Source organism: Thalassovita mediterranea (assembly GCF_001458435.1).
Lineage (GTDB): Bacteria > Pseudomonadota > Alphaproteobacteria > Rhodobacterales > Rhodobacteraceae > Thalassobius > Thalassobius mediterraneus.
Genome location: NZ_CYSF01000012.1, coordinates 183,723 through 200,590, shown reverse-complemented (window position 1 = coordinate 200,590; position 16,868 = coordinate 183,723). Strand labels below are relative to the sequence as shown.

15 protein-coding genes are annotated in these 16,868 nt (G+C 59.5%); 6 read left to right on the top strand and 9 right to left on the bottom strand.

Translation table 11 applies throughout. The features are described 5' to 3' along the window. The first annotated feature begins 8 nt into the window (after positions 1–8). Genes TM5383_RS12150 through TM5383_RS12140 form a run of 3 tightly spaced genes read left to right on the top strand, consistent with a single transcriptional unit; the run spans position 9 to position 1,613 of the window. Entirely contained in the window at positions 9–419 is a 411-nt protein-coding gene (locus TM5383_RS12150) for a CopD family protein (RefSeq protein ID WP_058319302.1), read from the top strand. 9 nt (positions 420–428) lie between these two features. Continuing rightward, on the top strand, positions 429–1,178 hold the full coding sequence (locus TM5383_RS12145; protein WP_370695972.1) for a DUF599 domain-containing protein: 750 nt from the start codon (positions 429–431) through the stop codon (positions 1,176–1,178). A gap of 57 nt (positions 1,179–1,235) precedes the next feature. Then, positions 1,236–1,613, top strand: coding sequence for a hypothetical protein (locus TM5383_RS12140; RefSeq protein WP_058319301.1), 378 nt, complete (start codon positions 1,236–1,238; stop codon positions 1,611–1,613). A gap of 112 nt (positions 1,614–1,725) precedes the next feature. Here the strand turns inward: TM5383_RS12140 and TM5383_RS12135 are convergent, their stop codons facing one another. Genes TM5383_RS12135 through TM5383_RS12120 form a run of 4 tightly spaced genes read right to left on the bottom strand, consistent with a single transcriptional unit; the run spans position 1,726 to position 8,529 of the window. Then, positions 1,726–3,804 carry a hypothetical protein gene (locus tag TM5383_RS12135; protein WP_058319300.1) on the bottom strand — a complete coding sequence of 693 codons (2,079 nt, stop codon included), beginning with the start codon at positions 3,802–3,804 and terminating at the stop codon, positions 1,726–1,728. Further along, positions 3,801–6,608: a DUF4159 domain-containing protein gene (locus TM5383_RS12130; protein ID WP_058319299.1), complete on the bottom strand. Its 2,808-nt coding sequence runs from the start codon at positions 6,606–6,608 to the stop codon at positions 3,801–3,803. Before TM5383_RS12130 ends, TM5383_RS12135 begins: the two co-directional genes overlap by 4 nt. A 2-nt stretch (positions 6,609–6,610) precedes the next feature. Next, a complete protein-coding gene (locus TM5383_RS12125; protein ID WP_058319298.1) occupies positions 6,611–7,525 on the bottom strand; it encodes a DUF58 domain-containing protein in 915 nt (304 codons plus the stop codon). Then, a complete protein-coding gene (locus TM5383_RS12120) occupies positions 7,522–8,529 on the bottom strand; it encodes an AAA family ATPase (RefSeq protein ID WP_058319297.1) in 1,008 nt (335 codons plus the stop codon). Before TM5383_RS12120 ends, TM5383_RS12125 begins: the two co-directional genes overlap by 4 nt. An 80-nt stretch (positions 8,530–8,609) precedes the next feature. Between TM5383_RS12120 and TM5383_RS12115 the strand changes: the two genes are divergently transcribed. Continuing rightward, the gene (locus TM5383_RS12115) at positions 8,610–9,191 is read left to right on the top strand and encodes a DUF1285 domain-containing protein (protein WP_143570242.1); all 582 of its coding nucleotides are present in this window, start codon (positions 8,610–8,612) and stop codon (positions 9,189–9,191) included. Positions 9,192–9,208: 17 nt separating this feature from the next. Here TM5383_RS12115 and TM5383_RS12110 read toward each other — a convergent pair whose 3' ends face one another. The 4 genes from TM5383_RS12110 to smpB all read right to left on the bottom strand — a co-directional run bounded on the left by TM5383_RS12110 (position 9,209) and on the right by smpB (position 12,916). Further along, on the bottom strand, positions 9,209–10,090 hold the full coding sequence (locus tag TM5383_RS12110; protein WP_058319295.1) for an acyl-CoA thioesterase: 882 nt from the start codon (positions 10,088–10,090) through the stop codon (positions 9,209–9,211). A 165-nt stretch (positions 10,091–10,255) separates the two neighbouring features. Further along, positions 10,256–11,440, bottom strand: coding sequence for an amino acid aminotransferase (locus TM5383_RS12105; protein WP_058319294.1), 1,185 nt, complete (start codon positions 11,438–11,440; stop codon positions 10,256–10,258). A gap of 4 nt (positions 11,441–11,444) precedes the next feature. Next, the gene (gene sseA, locus TM5383_RS12100) at positions 11,445–12,302 is read right to left on the bottom strand and encodes a 3-mercaptopyruvate sulfurtransferase (RefSeq protein ID WP_058319455.1); all 858 of its coding nucleotides are present in this window, start codon (positions 12,300–12,302) and stop codon (positions 11,445–11,447) included. A 134-nt stretch (positions 12,303–12,436) separates the two neighbouring features. Next, positions 12,437–12,916 carry an SsrA-binding protein SmpB gene (smpB, locus tag TM5383_RS12095; protein WP_058319293.1) on the bottom strand — a complete coding sequence of 160 codons (480 nt, stop codon included), beginning with the start codon at positions 12,914–12,916 and terminating at the stop codon, positions 12,437–12,439. A 220-nt stretch (positions 12,917–13,136) separates the two neighbouring features. On the opposite strand from smpB, the gene TM5383_RS12090 reads away from it, so the two are divergent. Both TM5383_RS12090 and TM5383_RS12085 read left to right on the top strand, forming a co-directional pair. Then, entirely contained in the window at positions 13,137–14,900 is a 1,764-nt protein-coding gene (locus TM5383_RS12090; protein ID WP_058319292.1) for a SulP family inorganic anion transporter, read from the top strand. A gap of 53 nt (positions 14,901–14,953) precedes the next feature. After that, a complete protein-coding gene (locus TM5383_RS12085; RefSeq protein WP_058319291.1) occupies positions 14,954–15,844 on the top strand; it encodes a DMT family transporter in 891 nt (296 codons plus the stop codon). Between the two features lie 65 nt (positions 15,845–15,909). On the opposite strand, the gene dapA is transcribed toward TM5383_RS12085, so the two are convergent. After that, complete coding sequence (gene dapA / locus TM5383_RS12080; RefSeq protein ID WP_058319290.1) at positions 15,910–16,782, bottom strand: 4-hydroxy-tetrahydrodipicolinate synthase; 873 nt, start codon at positions 16,780–16,782, stop codon at positions 15,910–15,912. Between the last annotated feature and the right edge of the window lie 86 nt (positions 16,783–16,868).

Sequence of the window (16,868 nt, the reverse complement as noted above, 5' to 3'; positions counted from 1 at the left end):
ACAGGGCTATGGATTGGGTTAAAATCATACACATTCTTTGCGTCATGGGCTGGATGACCAGCATCTTTGCCGTCCCCCGCGCGCTGATCTACTGGCGGCGTGAATACGACCGACTGGGCGAATTTGGACCGCTTGGGGATCTGACGATCCGGCTTTACCGATTCTCCGCCGGATTAGGGGTAATCGCACTGGCGACCGGCCTATGGCTGGGCTGGCAATGGGATTTTGCCGCTTGGGTCTGGTTGAAACTCTCCCTCGTCGGGGCGCTGGCACTGCACTATATCTGGACCGGCAAAATGGTGATCAAAGCGCGGCGCGGCACCTTTGATGAAAGTGAGATGTTCCTGCGCATCTTTAACGAGGTGAGCGTTTTTGGCGTCATCGCAATCCTGTGGGTTGTCGTCGTCAAACCGTTCTGAGGACGCGCGATGCTGGACAACATGATCGACCTACCTATGTCGCTGCATGACATTGCTGCCCTGTTTGACCAGATGGATATGATCGCGCTGGCAGGGCTGTTTCTGGCATGGCTGCTGATCGGCTGGCTGATCCAAAATCCGCCGAAATCACGCCCATCGGTGGCGCTTCTGATGGCAGAGTATCGGCGCGAATGGATGCGCCAGATGGTGCATCGCAATCCACGCATCTTTGACGCCCAGACCCTGACCACCCTACGACAAGGCACGTCCTTCTTTGCCTCTGCCGCGATGCTGGCCATTGGTGCAGCGCTGGCGGCGATTGGCAACGTGGATCAGCTGATTGGCGTGGCCAGTGATCTGTCCCTGAACAACGATCCCCGCATCGTGTTTGAGGCCAAGCTGCTGGTGGTTCTCTTCTTCCTCACCAACGCTTTCCTGAAATTCGTCTGGTCCCACCGCCTGTTTGGCTACTGTGCCGTTATGATGGGATCCGTGCCCAACGATCCCGATGACCTCGCCGCAATTCCCCGCGCGCTGAAAGCGGCAGAGATCAACATCACCGGCACCCGCAGCTATAACCAAGGCCTGCGGTCGATCTATTTTGCACTGGCGACAACCGCATGGATGATCGGGCCGCTGGCGCTTATCCTGGCAACGCTTGTGACCTTCGGCGTGTTGTGGCGGCGTGATTTTGCGTCGCGGTCACGGGCCATCATTCTGGCCGCAACGGACGGCATGGATCACACCCAAAGCCCGTGAAATACATCACACGGCATCGTGACCCATATAGGGTGAGGGTGTTGTTATAGTGCAGACATGAACAAGCCTGCACGACACACCACCATTCTTTCATTGATACTCACCGCGATGTTTGGCGGCGCAGCCCTGGCCGATGATGCACAGGTTGTGGCGGTCAAGGCGCAGCAATCAGGCATAGGCTGGCGATTTGATGTCACGGTGCAACACGATGACACCGGTTGGGACCACTATGCCGACGCGTGGGAAGTTTTGGATAAGGACGGCAACCGTTTGGGCCTGCGCAAACTGGCCCATCCCCATGTTGAGGAACAGCCCTTCACCCGTTCACTGAATTCGGTGATGGTGCCCGACGGAACGCGCGTTGTATATGTTCGCGCCAGTTGTTCCCAAAGCGGTTGGAGCGAGCAAACCGTGGCCGTCACACTGACGCACTGACGCACTGACGCACTGACGCACTGACGCACTGACGCACTGACGCACTGACGCAAAATGCTTTCAGGTCGCTGACCACAACCGGCAAACCCAAATGGTCGCGCTCAAACGCGACCTACCGCCGACGTCCCTCACGCAGCCATCCTGCCAGGATCAGCGCGCCAACACCTATAGCAGCCAGCCAAGGCGGCAGCAGCGGCAGACGTGTCAGCGACAGTGTTTCTGTTGCCCCACGCTGCACCAGCCCCAACCAATCACGGCCCGAGGTAGGCCGCCCGGGGGCCACATCCCGCAGGCGTACGCCCCCGTCATTCATACGTAACACACCACCGCCCGTGGCATCGATCATTGGCTGCAGGTCCAAAGCGCTAGCGATAGTCTGCTCAAATTCGCGCGGTGCGGCTGGCCCCAGCCCAATCACCGTTTCCAGCCCGTCTTGCTGCAACCGATAAAGGCCAAGCGTTTCCCCTGTATAACCGCCGGTGAATTTCCCAGCCGCAGACTGGACAAGTGGTAGGGTTTGCCGCGTCCCATCAGGCGTGATCAAGGTCAACTCGCCCACGTCTTCATCCAATGTTCGGCGTTCGATCCGCATATCGTTACCAATGGCGGTTGCAATCAGCGCTTCTTCCTCCAGTTCGGGCTCTTTCATCATCCAATGCGCCAACCGTCGCAGCAGCTCTGCCTGTGGGCCACCACCGTCAAACCCGCGATCCCACAGCCAAGCCTGATCGGAGGCGAGCAATGCGATGCGCCCATCCCCAACACGATCCAGCGTCAGCAACGGCGCCTCATCCGCACCACGCATGACAACCACACCGCTGTGATCGACCAGATCAACCTGCGAGAGCCAGCGCCCCCAAGGCGCGCCTTGTGCGTCATCGGTTGCACTATTTTCCGCAAGGCCCGCCGTGACAGGGTGGCGCTCCCCCAGTTCCGTGACCTCAGGCCGGAATGCTTGGTCCAGAACACGGGCTGTAGGAGCAGCTGGCAAAATTGTGCCAAGGGGTGAATGAAAAATCGATTCCGCCGTGGCAAAGGCTGGCCCTGCTGCAACAAGCACGGCACCACCGCGTTCGACATATCCAACCACGTTCTGCAGGTAGATCGTGGGCAGAATACCCCGCAGTTTGTAGCGATCAAAAATGATCAGATCGAAATCGTCGATCTTCTCCTGAAACAGCTCATAGGTGGGGAAACTGATCAATGACAGTTCGGACACAGGCGTGCCGTCTTGCTTTTCTGAGGGCCGCAAAATTGTGAAATGCACCAGATCGACAGAACTGTCAGACTTCAGCAGGTTCCGCCATGTACGCGCACCCGGATGTGGTTCGCCACTGACCAACAAAACCCGCAACCGATCACGTACGCCATTAATCTGCACCAACGCGCTGTTGTTGCGATCGGTTAGCTCTCCTTCAGCTGTGGGCACGGAAAACTGGATCACATTGCGACCCGCATGGGTCAGAGTGACGGGCACCTCAATCCGCTGCCCAACTGGCACCTCAACGGCAAACGGCTGCTCCCCATCAACAGACAGTGAAAGTTCAACCATAGTCGGGGGCGCACCAGACGAGGCGACGCCCTGATCCTCGACCCATAGGGTCAGCCGCACCGGTTCACCGAGAATGGCAAAGGATGGCGCCGCTTCTAGCCGCAGGCGCCGGTCCCACTCATTTGTCGTACCGCTCAGCAGTAGATGTAGAGGCGCCCCCGCTGCCAAAGGGGCAAGGTCACTGTCATGCACCCGCCCATCACTGAGGATAAAGCCAGCACTCAATTGATCTGGCGGGACGTCAGCCAACGCATCTCGCAACGCTGTCACCAGTCGCGTGCCCTGATCATCTGTGCCATCCTCAACATCAATGCGGCGCAACACAGTTCCATCGCGCGCCGCCAGTTCCTCTGATAACTGCGCGACCATCTCGGCAGTCTGACGTTGACGATCGCCCAGCGTTTGACTGGATGACTGATCCACCACCATCACCACGACATCGGGCAGCGCGCGCTCTTCTGCCTGTTGCCAAACAGGTCCGGCCAAGGCCCCGAGTAAGACCAGCGCCGCACCGAAACGGAACGGCCACCCAGCCATACCGCGATGCCAAGCCAGCACCGCCAGGACCACGGCCATTCCCGCCAACACGACAATCAGGGCAAGTGGCACCAAAGGGTCGAAGATCAGCTGTCCCGTCATTGTCCCAACCTTTCCAGCAAAGCAGGAACATGCACCTGATCGGATTTATAGTTGCCGGACAAAACATGCAGGATCAGGTTAACACCAAAACGCAACGCCAGTTCCCGCTGCCGTTCACCTGCGAAACCCCGCCCAATCGGCACCATAGGCGCCCCCCGGTCATCTACAGCCCATGCAGCTGCCCAGTCGTTGCCACCAATAACCACAGGCGTCACGCCATCATTGCGGGTGCGGAATGGCATGCCTTCGATCTGCTCGGCACTGGCAGGGGCGGCTTCGACCCAGGTTGCGCGGCCACGATAACGGCCGGGGAAATCCTGTAGCAGATAGAAACTGCGCGTCAGCACATGATCCGTTGGGATCGGTTCCAGCGCAGGGATCGCCAGCGGACGCGCGATTTGCTGCAACCGTCGGCCTGCTGCGCTGACCCCGTTTAGGCCCGCAATATCCCCATCGCGGGTGTCAAACAGGATCATCCCACCAGACGCCAGATAGCGATTCAAGCGCTCATATCCTGTGGTATCGGGCAGCGGTTGATCCGCGGTCACAGGCCAGTAAAGAAACGGGAAAAGCGCCAAATCATCACGCGACAGATCCACCCCGACGGGCGCCCCCGGTTCAACAGAAGTACGCGCATACAACGCGCGGCTTAGTCCCCGCATACCCGCCGCCGACATCTCATCAACCGCAGGATCACCCGTCTGCACATACCCCAGCAACAGCTGAGATGCCGCGCGCTGAAACTCTGGCGGCGGCAAGGTGCGCGTGTCCTCTCCCGCATCTTGAGCGCGCAGTTCGCCCGCCGCGAACAAGGCCACACCACATACCAAGACACCGGCGATCGGCCGGATCCGTGACAGCAATTGCCCCGAGAGAGCCAGCGTTGCCAAGACATCCAAACCCAACGCAAAAACAGCCAAAGCCAAAGCCCAACCTGATAAATCCTGCGGTGCTGGACGCTGCAAATTCTGCAGGCGCACGCCCTCCGGCCAGACAGCAGGTGTCAGGCTTTGATCACCTGCCAGCGTATTTCGCGCCAATTGTCGCCCCTGTCCCGCTGACCCTGTTTCATACAGTCCGGGCTGCAACCCCGCGCCCAGTGGCGCAGTCAAAAGGTCTTCGCCAGCGACAGCGGTTTGCGTGCTGGCAGGCTGACGCCCACCAAATCCATCAAGCACCTGTACAGGGCGCCACTGCGTCCCCGCCAACGCCGCCGGATCAGGACTGCGATGCGCAGTGGAAATCGCCAAGCGATCCAACATCTGAACAAACAACCCCGACAGGGGTAGAGTGGACCATTCTGCATCAGCGGACACATGCACCAACACAACCTGCCCCTGACCCAGCGCCTTGCGTGTTATCAACGGTGTACCATCGCTGAGGTTAGCGATCACCCGACGGGCCAGATCAGGATCAGGCTGCGCCAGAACCTGCGCGCGCACCTCTACATCAGATGGAATTCGCAGACCATAAAACGGGCTGTCCGGCCCAAAGGGAGCCAACGCTTTGGGGCTGCCCCAACTCATCGCGCCGCCAACCTGCCGCCCACCGGCACGTAGCCGCACCGGCATAAGCGGTTCATCATAAAGTCGCGCCAAATCGCTACCCGCCAAACGTGGACCAGCAAAGCGCAACAAAACGCCACCCTTTTCCACCCAACTGGTCAACGCCGCTTTTTCGACCGCAGGTATTGCCGCCACATCAGGTAAAATCACCACGTCTGGACTTGCGGGCAACATATCCGTCAGCGTCCCCTGCAACAGGTCGACCGAAGGGGCCAGCGCCTGTTCAAGATAGTGCAGCGGCGACAACAAACGAGGAATGTCACCCTCACTGCGCGGCTCGATCAAGGCGACCTCTCGGCGGCGCACACGATCATCTACCAACCAAGTGGCACCTGCACTGCCGTATCCTGCGATCTGGAAATGGGTGATCCGTGATCGCACCTCTGGTGGCAATTGCAGGGACGCCTCTGCAGATACCTCGTCCAGCGAAAATCGTAACGGCGCAACGGCAAGCACCTGCGCCCCACCATCAGGCGTACGCCCATGCGCCTGCACCCGATACGCGCCCATAACATCCGATGCACTACGAGCAGCGCGCACAGTGACATTGCCTTCTGTCAGATCTACGCCCTGTAGCGCCACAACTGGCGCCTCACCTTGATACACCGTCACACCACCCTTTTGCTGCAGGACAGAGAGCAGTTCATCCTGACCGCGGTACGATATTCCGTCCGAAATCCACGCAACCTCGACCCGATTTGGCACATTGCTAAGGGCGGCGATCGCTCGGCGCAGTTCGTCCGGCGCGGGGTGCCAAGGATGGGGAACCAATGCAGCCGCGATCCCCCTAACCTCCGCCGCTGGCTGGAAACGCACTGGTTTTAATTCGCTCAAAACCATTAACGCAGCTGGGCGGCCTGTGGCCTCTGCTTCTTGCAACAATGTATCCGCCAGCGCCTGCCGATCCGCCCAATCAGCGGATCCCGCCCAACTGGCATCCATGACCAATAGCAGCGGTGTCTGCCCCGTCGTGACGGAACCAACACCTCCCAGCCGCGGCCCTGCGAACCCGACGATCACCAAAGCCACTGCGAGCAAGCGCAACAACAGCAACCACCAAGGTGTGCGATCAGCGCTACTGTCTTCATCGCGCAAACCCAAAAGTAGGATCACTGCCGGAAACTGTCGCCGCACCGGCGCGGGAGGCACAGCGCGCAGCAATAGCCACAAAACAGGCAACAGCAGCAGCCCCCATAGCAAGGCTGGCGTCACAAAACTGACCTGCGATAGCCCCCCCATGATCACCCCCTGCCCTGATCGGCGCCAAGCGCCTGCCAGATCCAGATCAACGCCGCCTGCGCGGGCTGATCGGTGTGGTGACAATGGTATTGCCAGCCCGCCGCACGGGCGAGGTGGCTAAGATGATCTTTCCTCTCTGCCAATCGCTGGAGATAGCGGTCACGTAACCCGCCCGCCTGCCGCGTTTCATGGCGCAGGGCACCGGCGACGCTCTCAAATGTGACGCGCCCCTGATAAGGAAAGGCTTCTTCGGCGGGATCTAGAACCTGAAACAGAACACCACGCACGCCACGCTCCGCCGCCTTGGCCAGCGCCGCCTCTAACGGTGCGGTATCCCCAAGGAAATCAGCCACGAACACTGCATTGGCCCGTGGCAACATCGCGCGTGCTTCGGGCAGGCCATAGTCGGTCAGCCCAGCATCAGCAGTGGCTGGCACAGCCGACCCACCGGCAAAGTGCTGGGCCAGCCGCAGCAATTGCGCCCGTCCGCGCCGCGGCGGCAAATGCACCCCTGCCAGCCCGACAGGTTCACCGCCACGCAACAACAGTGCCGCCAGCGCCAACGCCAAAAGCTGCGCGCGATCCCCCTTCTGTGGCAGTGCCCCCTGAGATGAAAACCGCATCGACGCTGCGACATCGACCCATAGCGTCGCTGTCTGAGCGATCTGCCATTCCCGCTGCCGGACAAACTGTTGATCCCCACGCGCCGACCGACGCCAGTCGATCATCCTGCGACTATCCCCCTGCTGATACGGCCGGTATTGCCAAAACTCATCCCCGAGGCCTGCCCGCCGGCGACCGTGAGTGCCCAACAGAACCGTGTTTGCCAAATGTTCAGCCCGCAGCAACAGCGGCGGCAGTGCGGCCGCTTCGCGTTCGGCGGCGGCGCGCAGGGTCGCTGTTGCAACGTCGCTCACGCAACCCGCTCCTGCGGGAGGGCGCGTTCAACGATGGCAGTGATCAAGTCGCTCAGGCTATCACCACGGGCCTTGGCCGCGAAATTCAACGCCATCCGGTGCCGCAACACCGGCAAGGCCAGCGCTGCAACATCTGAAACAGAAGGCGCCAGTCGTCCTTGCAACATCGCCCGTGCCCGCACAGACAGCATCAACGCCTGCGCCGCGCGTGGTCCCGGGCCCCAGGCGACCACCTCTTTCACGTGCGCGTCAGCACTGGCATCATCGGGGCGACACGCACGCACCAGATCCAACACAGCCTCTAGCACGCTGTCGCCTACCGGCATTTGTCGCAGCAATGCCTGAGCGCGTACCAATTCATCCGCGTTAAACACCGCATGCACTGCGGCCTCTTCGGCACCAGTGGTTGCCAAGAGAATATCGCGTTCGGTCGCACGGTCTGGATAGGTCACATCAATCTGCAGCAAAAACCGGTCCAGCTGCGCCTCGGGCAGGGGGTAGGTGCCTTCTTGTTCGATGGGGTTTTGCGTTGCCAGCACATGAAATGGCGCATCGAGCGGCCTATCCTCGCCCGCCACGGTGACCATCTTTTCCTGCATTGCCTGCAAAAGCGCTGATTGGGTACGTGGTGACGCGCGGTTGATCTCATCCGCCATCAACAGCTGACAAAAAATCGGCCCCGGCACGAAACGGAACGCGCGTTTGCCACTGTCATCCATATCCAGCACTTCGGATCCCAAGATATCGCTCGGCATTAGATCCGGCGTAAACTGCACGCGATTGTCTGCAAGACCCATCACCGTCCCCAATGTGCTGACCAGACGTGTTTTGCCTAACCCCGGCAACCCAACCAGCAAGGCATGCCCACCGCACAGCAAGGCAGTTAGCGTCAGATCGACAACTTCTTCTTGTCCGATAAACCGGCGCATGATGGAACGCTTGGCCTCGGCCAGCTTTTCCTCCACCGCTTCGATGTCTGCGACCAGATCTTTTGCGTCGGTCATGGTCAATCTCCACTGTCGGCCCTATCTTTATGATAAGCCTATCGCAGCATGTGCAAATGGCAAAAAGAATGAGGAAACAAATGCGTGAGATTCCTTCCGCCGACGGCATCGCCAAAGCGGCCAAAGCTGCCCAGAACAGCAAAGGGCTGCCACCGGTTCATCTGTGGAACCCTGATTTCTGCGGCGATCTAGACATGCGGATCGCACGAGATGGCACATGGTTTTATCTCGGCACACCGATCGGACGGCCGGAACTTGTGCGGCTGTTTTCAACAATCCTGCGCAAAGACGATGACAAATATTACCTAGTCACCCCGGTCGAAAAGGTTGGCATTACCGTCGATGACGCGCCATTCGTGGCCGTTGATTTCACGGTCGAAGGCACGGGCAAAGATCAATCGCTGCACTTTTTCACCAATCTTGGTGACGAAACCACGGCCAGTGCTGACGCGCCGATCCGCGTGGTGCGCGACGCTGAGACCGGCGAACCGTCGCCCTATGTGCGGGTTCGCAGCAACCTAGAAGCATTGATCGACCGCAAGAGTTTCTATCGGCTGGTTGAAATTGGCGCGCACGAAGAGCGCGACGGAACCAGCTGGTTCGGCCTGTGGTCCGGCGGGCAGTTTTTCCCCGTCATCCCCTCGGCAGAGCTGGAGGGCTAAGCGCCCTCCCCCACCGCTTAGTCTTTTGGCGTGACCTGCCGCACCAGCCCCTCTTGGGCGGTGCTGGCCACCAGACGACCATCGCGGCTGAAAATCTGGCCGCGATTGAACCCGCGTGCGCCGCCGGTCCACGGACTATCCATCGCATACAGCTGCCATTCGTCCATGCGGAAATCATCATGGAACCAGACCGCGTGGTCCAAACTAGCGAACTGCATATCGGGATCAATGAACGTCTTGGCCCACGGCAGCACTGCCGTACCCAACAGGCCAAAGTCGGATACATACGACAGCGCCGCGCGGTGCATGCTGTGCTGATCGCCCAGATCGCCATGCACCCGCATCCACACGTGCTGCACAGGCGCGCGGGGTTCGCGATTGAACGGCGGCCGTAGCTCTACCGGGCGCAGCTCAATCGGGCGGGGCAAGCGCAGCCAGTTCAGATAGGCTTCGGGCAACTGATCCGCGTAACGTTCGCCCAGCTGCACCTGATTTTCCAGCCCCTCTGGCCCGACGACATCCGGCATATCCGCCTGCTGCGATAGCCCAACTTCGCGGTCATGAAACGATGCCGCAAGGTTCAGGATCGGCTTGCCCGACTGCACGGCAATCACCCGACGGGTGGCAAAGCTGCGACCGTCACGGTCACGTTCCACATGATACAGAACGGGTTTCGTCGCATCGCCGGGGCGCATGAAATAGGCATGCAGCGAATGCACCGGACGATCCTCGCCCACGGTTTTGATCGCCGACATCAACGCCTGCCCGATCACCTGCCCGCCAAAACTACGCCCGCGCCCCTGTGGCGTTGCCATGCCACGGAAATAGTTTTCCTCAACCGCTTCGACCTGCAACAGATCATGCAGCCAACGGGTAAGATCAGGTGTCTGGGTGCTCATTTCAGGTGCCTTTGACTGTGTGATCCTGCATTGGATGCGATTTATCCGATCGCCGCAAGTCCGCAGAACTCCGTAAGCAGGGCACTGGACGCCACGTTCACCCACATAAGAAAGGGCGCCCCGCAGGACGCCCTTTCAAAACATTCAGAGATGGGTCAGGCCCGATCACACACCAGCGTCAATGATCGCCTGCGCCAAAATCGGCACCGATGTTTTGTTCAGACCTGCAATATTCATACGGGAATCGCCAACCATATAGATCGCGTGCTCTTTGCGCATGACCTCAACCAGTTCCGGCGTGGTGCCAAGGCGCGAGAACATGCCGCGGTGCTGGGCCAGGAAACCGAAACGGTCCGACCCCGACAGGCGCTGCAATTCACCGGCCAGCTGTTCACGCAGACCCAGCATGGACAGGCGTACCTCTTCCAGCTCTGCGGCCCAATCGGCACGCAGGGCAGGATCTTGCAGGATCATGGTCACAACGCGCGCACCGTGATCCGGCGGGAAGGAATAGTTCTGACGGTTGAGGAAGTTCAGCGACCCTTGGGTCAGGCCGACCAGCGACGTGTCCTGCGAAATCGCCATCAGGATACCGGTCCGCTCACGATACACACCAAAGTTTTTCGAGCAGCTGGCCGCGATCAGACATTCCGGCACCGAGGAGGCCACCAGACGGGTTGCCTGCGCATCCTCTTCCAAACCGTCACCAAAGCCCTGATAGGCGATGTCGATCATTGGAACTGCGCCGGTTTCCAGCAGAACAGCAACAACCTCTTGCCACTGCGCCATGTTCAGGTTGGCGCCGGTGGGGTTGTGGCAGCAGCCGTGCAGCAGCACAACGTCACCCTTTTTGGCCTGTTTCAGATCAGCGATCATGCCGTCGAAATCCACACCACGGGTTTCACCGTCGAAATAACGGTATTCCACCACAGGCATGTTCAGGAATTTCAGGATCGACAGGTGGTTCGGCCAGGTCGGGTTCGACACGAACACGCGCGCCTCTGGGTTCGACCAGCGGATCATTTCAAACGCCTGACGGCAGGCGCCGGTGCCACCGGGGGTCGCTGCGGCGGAAATGCTGTCACGGGCAACGCTGTCACCCAGCACCAGATCGATCATCGCGTCGGAAAAGCCGGGATCGCCGGCCAGACCGGTGTAGGCCTTGGTTTCCTGCTGTTCCCACAGCTGTTTTTCAGCGGCCTTCACGGCGCGCATCACCGGGGTGACACCTTCGGCGTTTTTGTAGACCCCGACACCAAGGTCGATCTTGGTGTCGCGCGGATCTTCGCGGAAGGCCTGCATCAGGGCCAGGATTTTATCGGCGGGTTGTTGTTTCAGATTGCTGAACATGGTCTCAGGCTTCTCCAGTGGCGACGGGGACGGTGGGGAAGGCCCCCCATTCCGTCCAGGATCCGTCATAAAGCGAATGATCGGTCTTGCCCGTGGCCTCCAGTGCGAGACTTAGCACTGCGGCGGTCACGCCGGAGCCACAGCTGGTGATCACAGGTTTCGAAAGGTCAACGCCCGCAGCCTCAAAGATCGCGGTGATCTCGGCCGGGGATTTCATGGTCTGATCGCCATTAAGCAGCGACTTGAAAAACACGTTGCGCGATCCGGGAATATGACCGGCACGCAGTCCTTCGCGCGGTTCCGGCACGTCGCCACGGAACCGTTCCGGCGCGCGGGCGTCGACAATCACGTAATCGCCCAACTTAGCCGCAGACGATACCTGCGTCACATCCTTCACCATCTCAGGACGGCGGCGCACAGTCATGTGGCGATCACGGATCACTGGTGGCAGATCGTCGACAGGCCGCCCTTCGGCCTGCCATTTCGGCAAGCCGCCATCCAGCACTGCGACATTGTCCTGCCCCATCAGCTTGAACAGCCACCACACCCGCGCAGCAGAAAAAATTCCGGCGCCATCATAGACAACAACCTGATGGCCATCACCCACACCCATTGCACGCAGGCGTGACATGAATTTTTCCACCGGAGGCGCCATGTGCGGCAGGTCGGACCGGTTGTCGGATACATCATCAATATCGAAAAAGCGGGCGCCCGGAATATGCGCCTTGTCAAACTCTGCCTGGCCATCGCGGGCCTCGGCAGGCATGTACCAACTGGCATCCAAAATGCGCAGATCGGGATCTTTCAAATGCGCGGCCAACCATTCGGTAGACACCAGCGTTTTGGGATCATCATAGGCCATCGCCACCCCCATCGATCAGTTCACAACCGACCTATAGAACAAGGGCGATAAGGGCAAGACCGCAGCGCCCCGCAACCCGCTGCGGCAGGCGAAACCGTTCCCAGTGTTTCGAAATTGCCCCATCAGGGGCGACATCATTCGCCGTGCCGCAGCAGACGCTGTTTCTGGCGGCCCCAATCACGTTTGGCTTCGGTCGCGCGCTTGTCGTGCAACTTTTTACCTTTGGCGATGCCGATCTTCAGCTTCGCCAGACCTTTGTGGTTGAAGTAGAGGACCATCGGCACCAGCGTCATGCCCTTGCGCTGGGTATCATTCCACATGCGCGCCAGCTCTTTCTTGCTGACGAGCAGTTTGCGGCGGCGACGTTCTTCATGGCCCCAAGTCTTGGCCTGTTCATAGGGTGCGATATAGCTGTTCACCAGCCACAACTCGCCGTTCTCAACCGCAGCATAGCTTTCAGCAATGTTGGCAGAGTTTTCGCGCAGTGATTTCACCTCGGACCCTTGCAGGATGATACCGCATTCGATGTCATCCTCGATGGCATAGTCAAACCGGGCGCGCCGGTTTTCGGCCACCACTTTGTAATTCGGATCTGCTTTTTTGTTCTGTGCCATGGGGCTGTCCTACTGCGCATGGGCGCAACTGTCCATGCTGTGCGCCTGTGTCAGATCGGTTTCAACAGCGCTTTTTTCAAGCATGACACGCTGAAACCTGCCACAGTCATAGGATCGGCAAGCAGAGATCGCGCAGGCAGGGGGTGAAAAATATTCGATCTTTCATATATAATATTTTGAATATATAGGTGCCGAACCAACGCGACAGGACATAAGACACATGCAACTGCCCCCTTCCCTGCGGCGCAATCTGCCGATCCTTGACTGGGCCACAGACTACAACCGTGGCACGCTAACCAATGACATGCTGGCCGCGGTGATCGTGACAATCATGCTGATCCCGCAATCACTGGCCTATGCGCTGCTGGCGGGGTTGCCTGCGGAAATGGGGCTCTATGCGTCGATCCTGCCGCTGGTGGCCTATGCGATCTTTGGCACCAGTCGCGCCTTGGCCGTCGGACCTGTGGCGGTGGTGTCGCTGATGACCGCTGCCGCAGTGGGCAATCTGGCGCTGCAAGGCACGGCGGAATATGCACTGGCGGCGATCACGCTGGCGTTCATGTCCGGTGCAATCCTGCTGGTCATGGGGATATTCCGGTTGGGGTTTCTGGCCAACTTCCTCAGCCATCCGGTGATTGCGGGGTTTATCACCGCCTCCGGCATTCTGATTGCCACCTCACAGCTTAAACATATCGCCGGGGTTGAGGCGCACGGTCACAACATGGTGGAGCTGCTGACCTCGCTGGCCGCGCATCTGGCAGATCTGAACCCGATCACCGCCGTTATCGGCATCAGCACCGTTGCCTTCCTGTTCTGGGTGCGCAAAGGGATGAAACCGCTTTTGTTGTCACTAGGCCTGCCGCCGCGTCTGGCGGATACCTTGACCAAAGCGGGGCCCGTGTTTGCCGTCGCCGCAACCACACTGGCGACTTGGGGTTTCGACCTCGGCGCGCGGGGCGTGGCCATTGTGGGCGATGTGCCCAAAGGTCTACCACCCTTCAGCCTGCCATCGTTCAGCCCTGACCTATGGGGCGCGCTGTTTATGTCAGCGCTGCTCATCTCGATCATCGGGTTTGTCGAATCTGTATCTGTCGCGCAGACGCTAGCGATCAAGAAACGCCAGCGTATTGTTCCTGACCAAGAGCTGATCGGCCTTGGCACCTCGAACATCGCGGCGGCGCTGAGCGGTGGCTATCCCGTCACCGGTGGTTTTGCCCGATCGGTGGTGAACTATGACGCGGGCGCCGAAACCCCTGCTGCTGGTGCCTTCACGGCCATTGGCATCCTGCTGGCTGCCCTGTTCCTGACACCGCTGTTGTTTTTCCTCCCCAAAGCAACGCTGGCAGCAACCATCATCGTCGCGGTCCTCAGCCTTGTTGACCTCAGCATCCTGCGCAGCACTTGGAACTATTCGCGCGTAGATTTCGCCGCCGTGGCCACCACCATCGCTCTGACCCTGTTGATGGGTGTCGAAATCGGCGTCTCAGCCGGTGTGATCCTGTCGATCCTCTTGTTCCTTTACAAAACATCCCGCCCGCATGTTGCGGAGGTGGGGCTGGTGCCCGGCACCCAGCATTTCCGCAATATCCTACGGCATGAAGTTGAAACCCATCCTGAGGTGGTCACCCTGCGCATCGATGAAAGCCTCTATTTCGCCAATGCGCGCTTCCTAGAGGATTACATCTATGACCGCATCGCCTGTGAGGAACCGATCGAGCATATCGTTCTACTGTGTTCCGCGGTAAATGAAATCGACATGTCGGCGCTGGAAAGTCTGGAACAGATTAACCACCGCCTACAGGATCTGAACATCAAGCTACACCTGTCAGAGGTGAAAGGCCCGGTGATGGACAAGTTGAAACGCAGTCATCTGTTGGACGCGCTAAGCGGTGAGGTATTCCTGTCGCATTACGATGCAGTCTGCGCCCTGACCAACCACGCTGAGGCCTGCGATCAACAACAATCGGGGGATGCGGCAGAATAACCGAAACCACGCCAGCGCTTGCGCCTTGGGGGAATCTGTGATGCCACTGCGGCATGACACACCTAAATTCCACCAAGGCCACATCGGCCAATCTGGTCGGCGCCCTATGGATGGTGCTGGCGATGATCCTCTTTGCAATTGAGGATGCGCTGCTGAAACAGGCCGCCAGCTCGCTGCCTGTGGGGCAGGCGATGATGACCCTTGGCCTAGGCGGGGCGGTGTTGTTTGCCGGCCATCTGCTGATCAACGGTGAAGGCCTCTATCATCCTGACGTCCTATCGCGCCCGATGCGGTTTCGGGTTCTGTTTGAGGTGTTCGGCCGGCTGTTTTACGTCTTGGCCATTGCCTTGGCCCCGCTGTCCTCAGCAACAGTGATCCTACAAGCCACACCGCTGGTCGTGGTGGGCGCGGCAGCGGTGCTGTTTGGGGAAAAGGTCGGCTGGCGGCGATGGGTGGCGATTTTGATCGGCCTTTGCGGCGTCTTGGTGATCCTGCGCCCCACAGGCGACAGTTTCACGATGCTGTCGGTGCTGGCTGTTCTGGGCATGCTAGGATTTGCCGGACGTGATCTGGCCAGCAGGATGGCGCCTGCGACGCTCAACACCTCGATGCTGGGGCTTTACGGGTTTCTGTCGCTGGCCTTTGCCGGGCTGCTTTATCAGATATGGGCAGGTCAGCCCTTGATGCGCCCCGCCACTGCCGACCTGCCGGTTCTGGGCCTGGTCGTGGCCGTTGGCGTCTGCGCTTACAGTTCCCTGATGAAGGCAATGCGCACAGGTGAGGTGTCTGCCGTCACCCCGTTCCGCTATTCCCGCCTGCTGTTCGGTGTCGGCATCGGGGTGGTGTTTTTCGACGAAGGATTTGACCGCTACATGGGGTTAGGCAGTTGCCTGATCGTGCTGTCGGGCCTGTTCATCCTGTGGCGCGGGAAAGCGTCATCCTAACGCCCAAAAGCAAAAACCCGGCGCAGTGCTGCGCCGGGTCTAAAATTCAGCGTTGAGCGAGCAGTTTACAGCAGACCCGCGTGAACCAATGCGGCGTCCAGCGCGGCCTTGGTGCTGTCGTTCAGGCCGGTCAGTGGCAGGCGGACCTCATCGCTGCACAGGCCCAGTTTGGACATGGCGTATTTCGCGCCAACCAGACCCGGTTCGATAAAGATCGCTTCGTGCAGCGGCATCAGCTTGTCCTGATATTCCAGCGCTTTGGCGAAATCACCGGCCAGAGTGGCCGCTTGGAATTCTGCACACAGGCGCGGCGCGACGTTCGCGGTGACCGAAATACAGCCCACACCACCATGCGCGTTAAAGCCCAGAGCGGTCGCATCCTCACCCGACATCTGACAGAAATCAGGGCCACAGGACGCGCGTTGCTGGCTGACACGGGCGATATCGCCAGTTGCATCTTTCACACCAATGATGCGCGGCAGTTTGGCCAACTCACCCATGGTCTCAGGCGTCATATCAACCACCGAACGGCCGGGGATGTTGTAGATCACAATCGGCAGTTCGCAGCAGTCATGCAGCGCGGTGAAATGCGCGATCAGGCCGCGTTGGGTCGGCTTGTTGTAATAAGGCGTCACAACCAGCGCCGCGTCGGCACCAACCTTTTCGGCATGTTTCATGAAACGGATGCCTTCAAGGGTGTTGTTGCTGCCTGCACCCGCGATCACCGGCACACGACCTGCGGCGGCTTTCACCACCTCTTCGATCATGGTTTCGTGCTCTTCGTGGGTCAGGGTCGGGCTTTCACCGGTGGTGCCAACGGGAACAAAACCGTTGGTGCCCTCGCCGATGTGCCATTCGACCAATTTCTTGAGCGTCTCCAGATCCAGCTCGCCGTTCTTGAACGGCGTGACCAAAGCAGGAAAAGATCCTTTGAACATGACACGCTCCTTCTACGTTTTGGCGGGCGACAGGCCCGGGAGATTAAACTGGCTCTGCCAGAAATGTGGTGCAGGGTTGCGGCGGA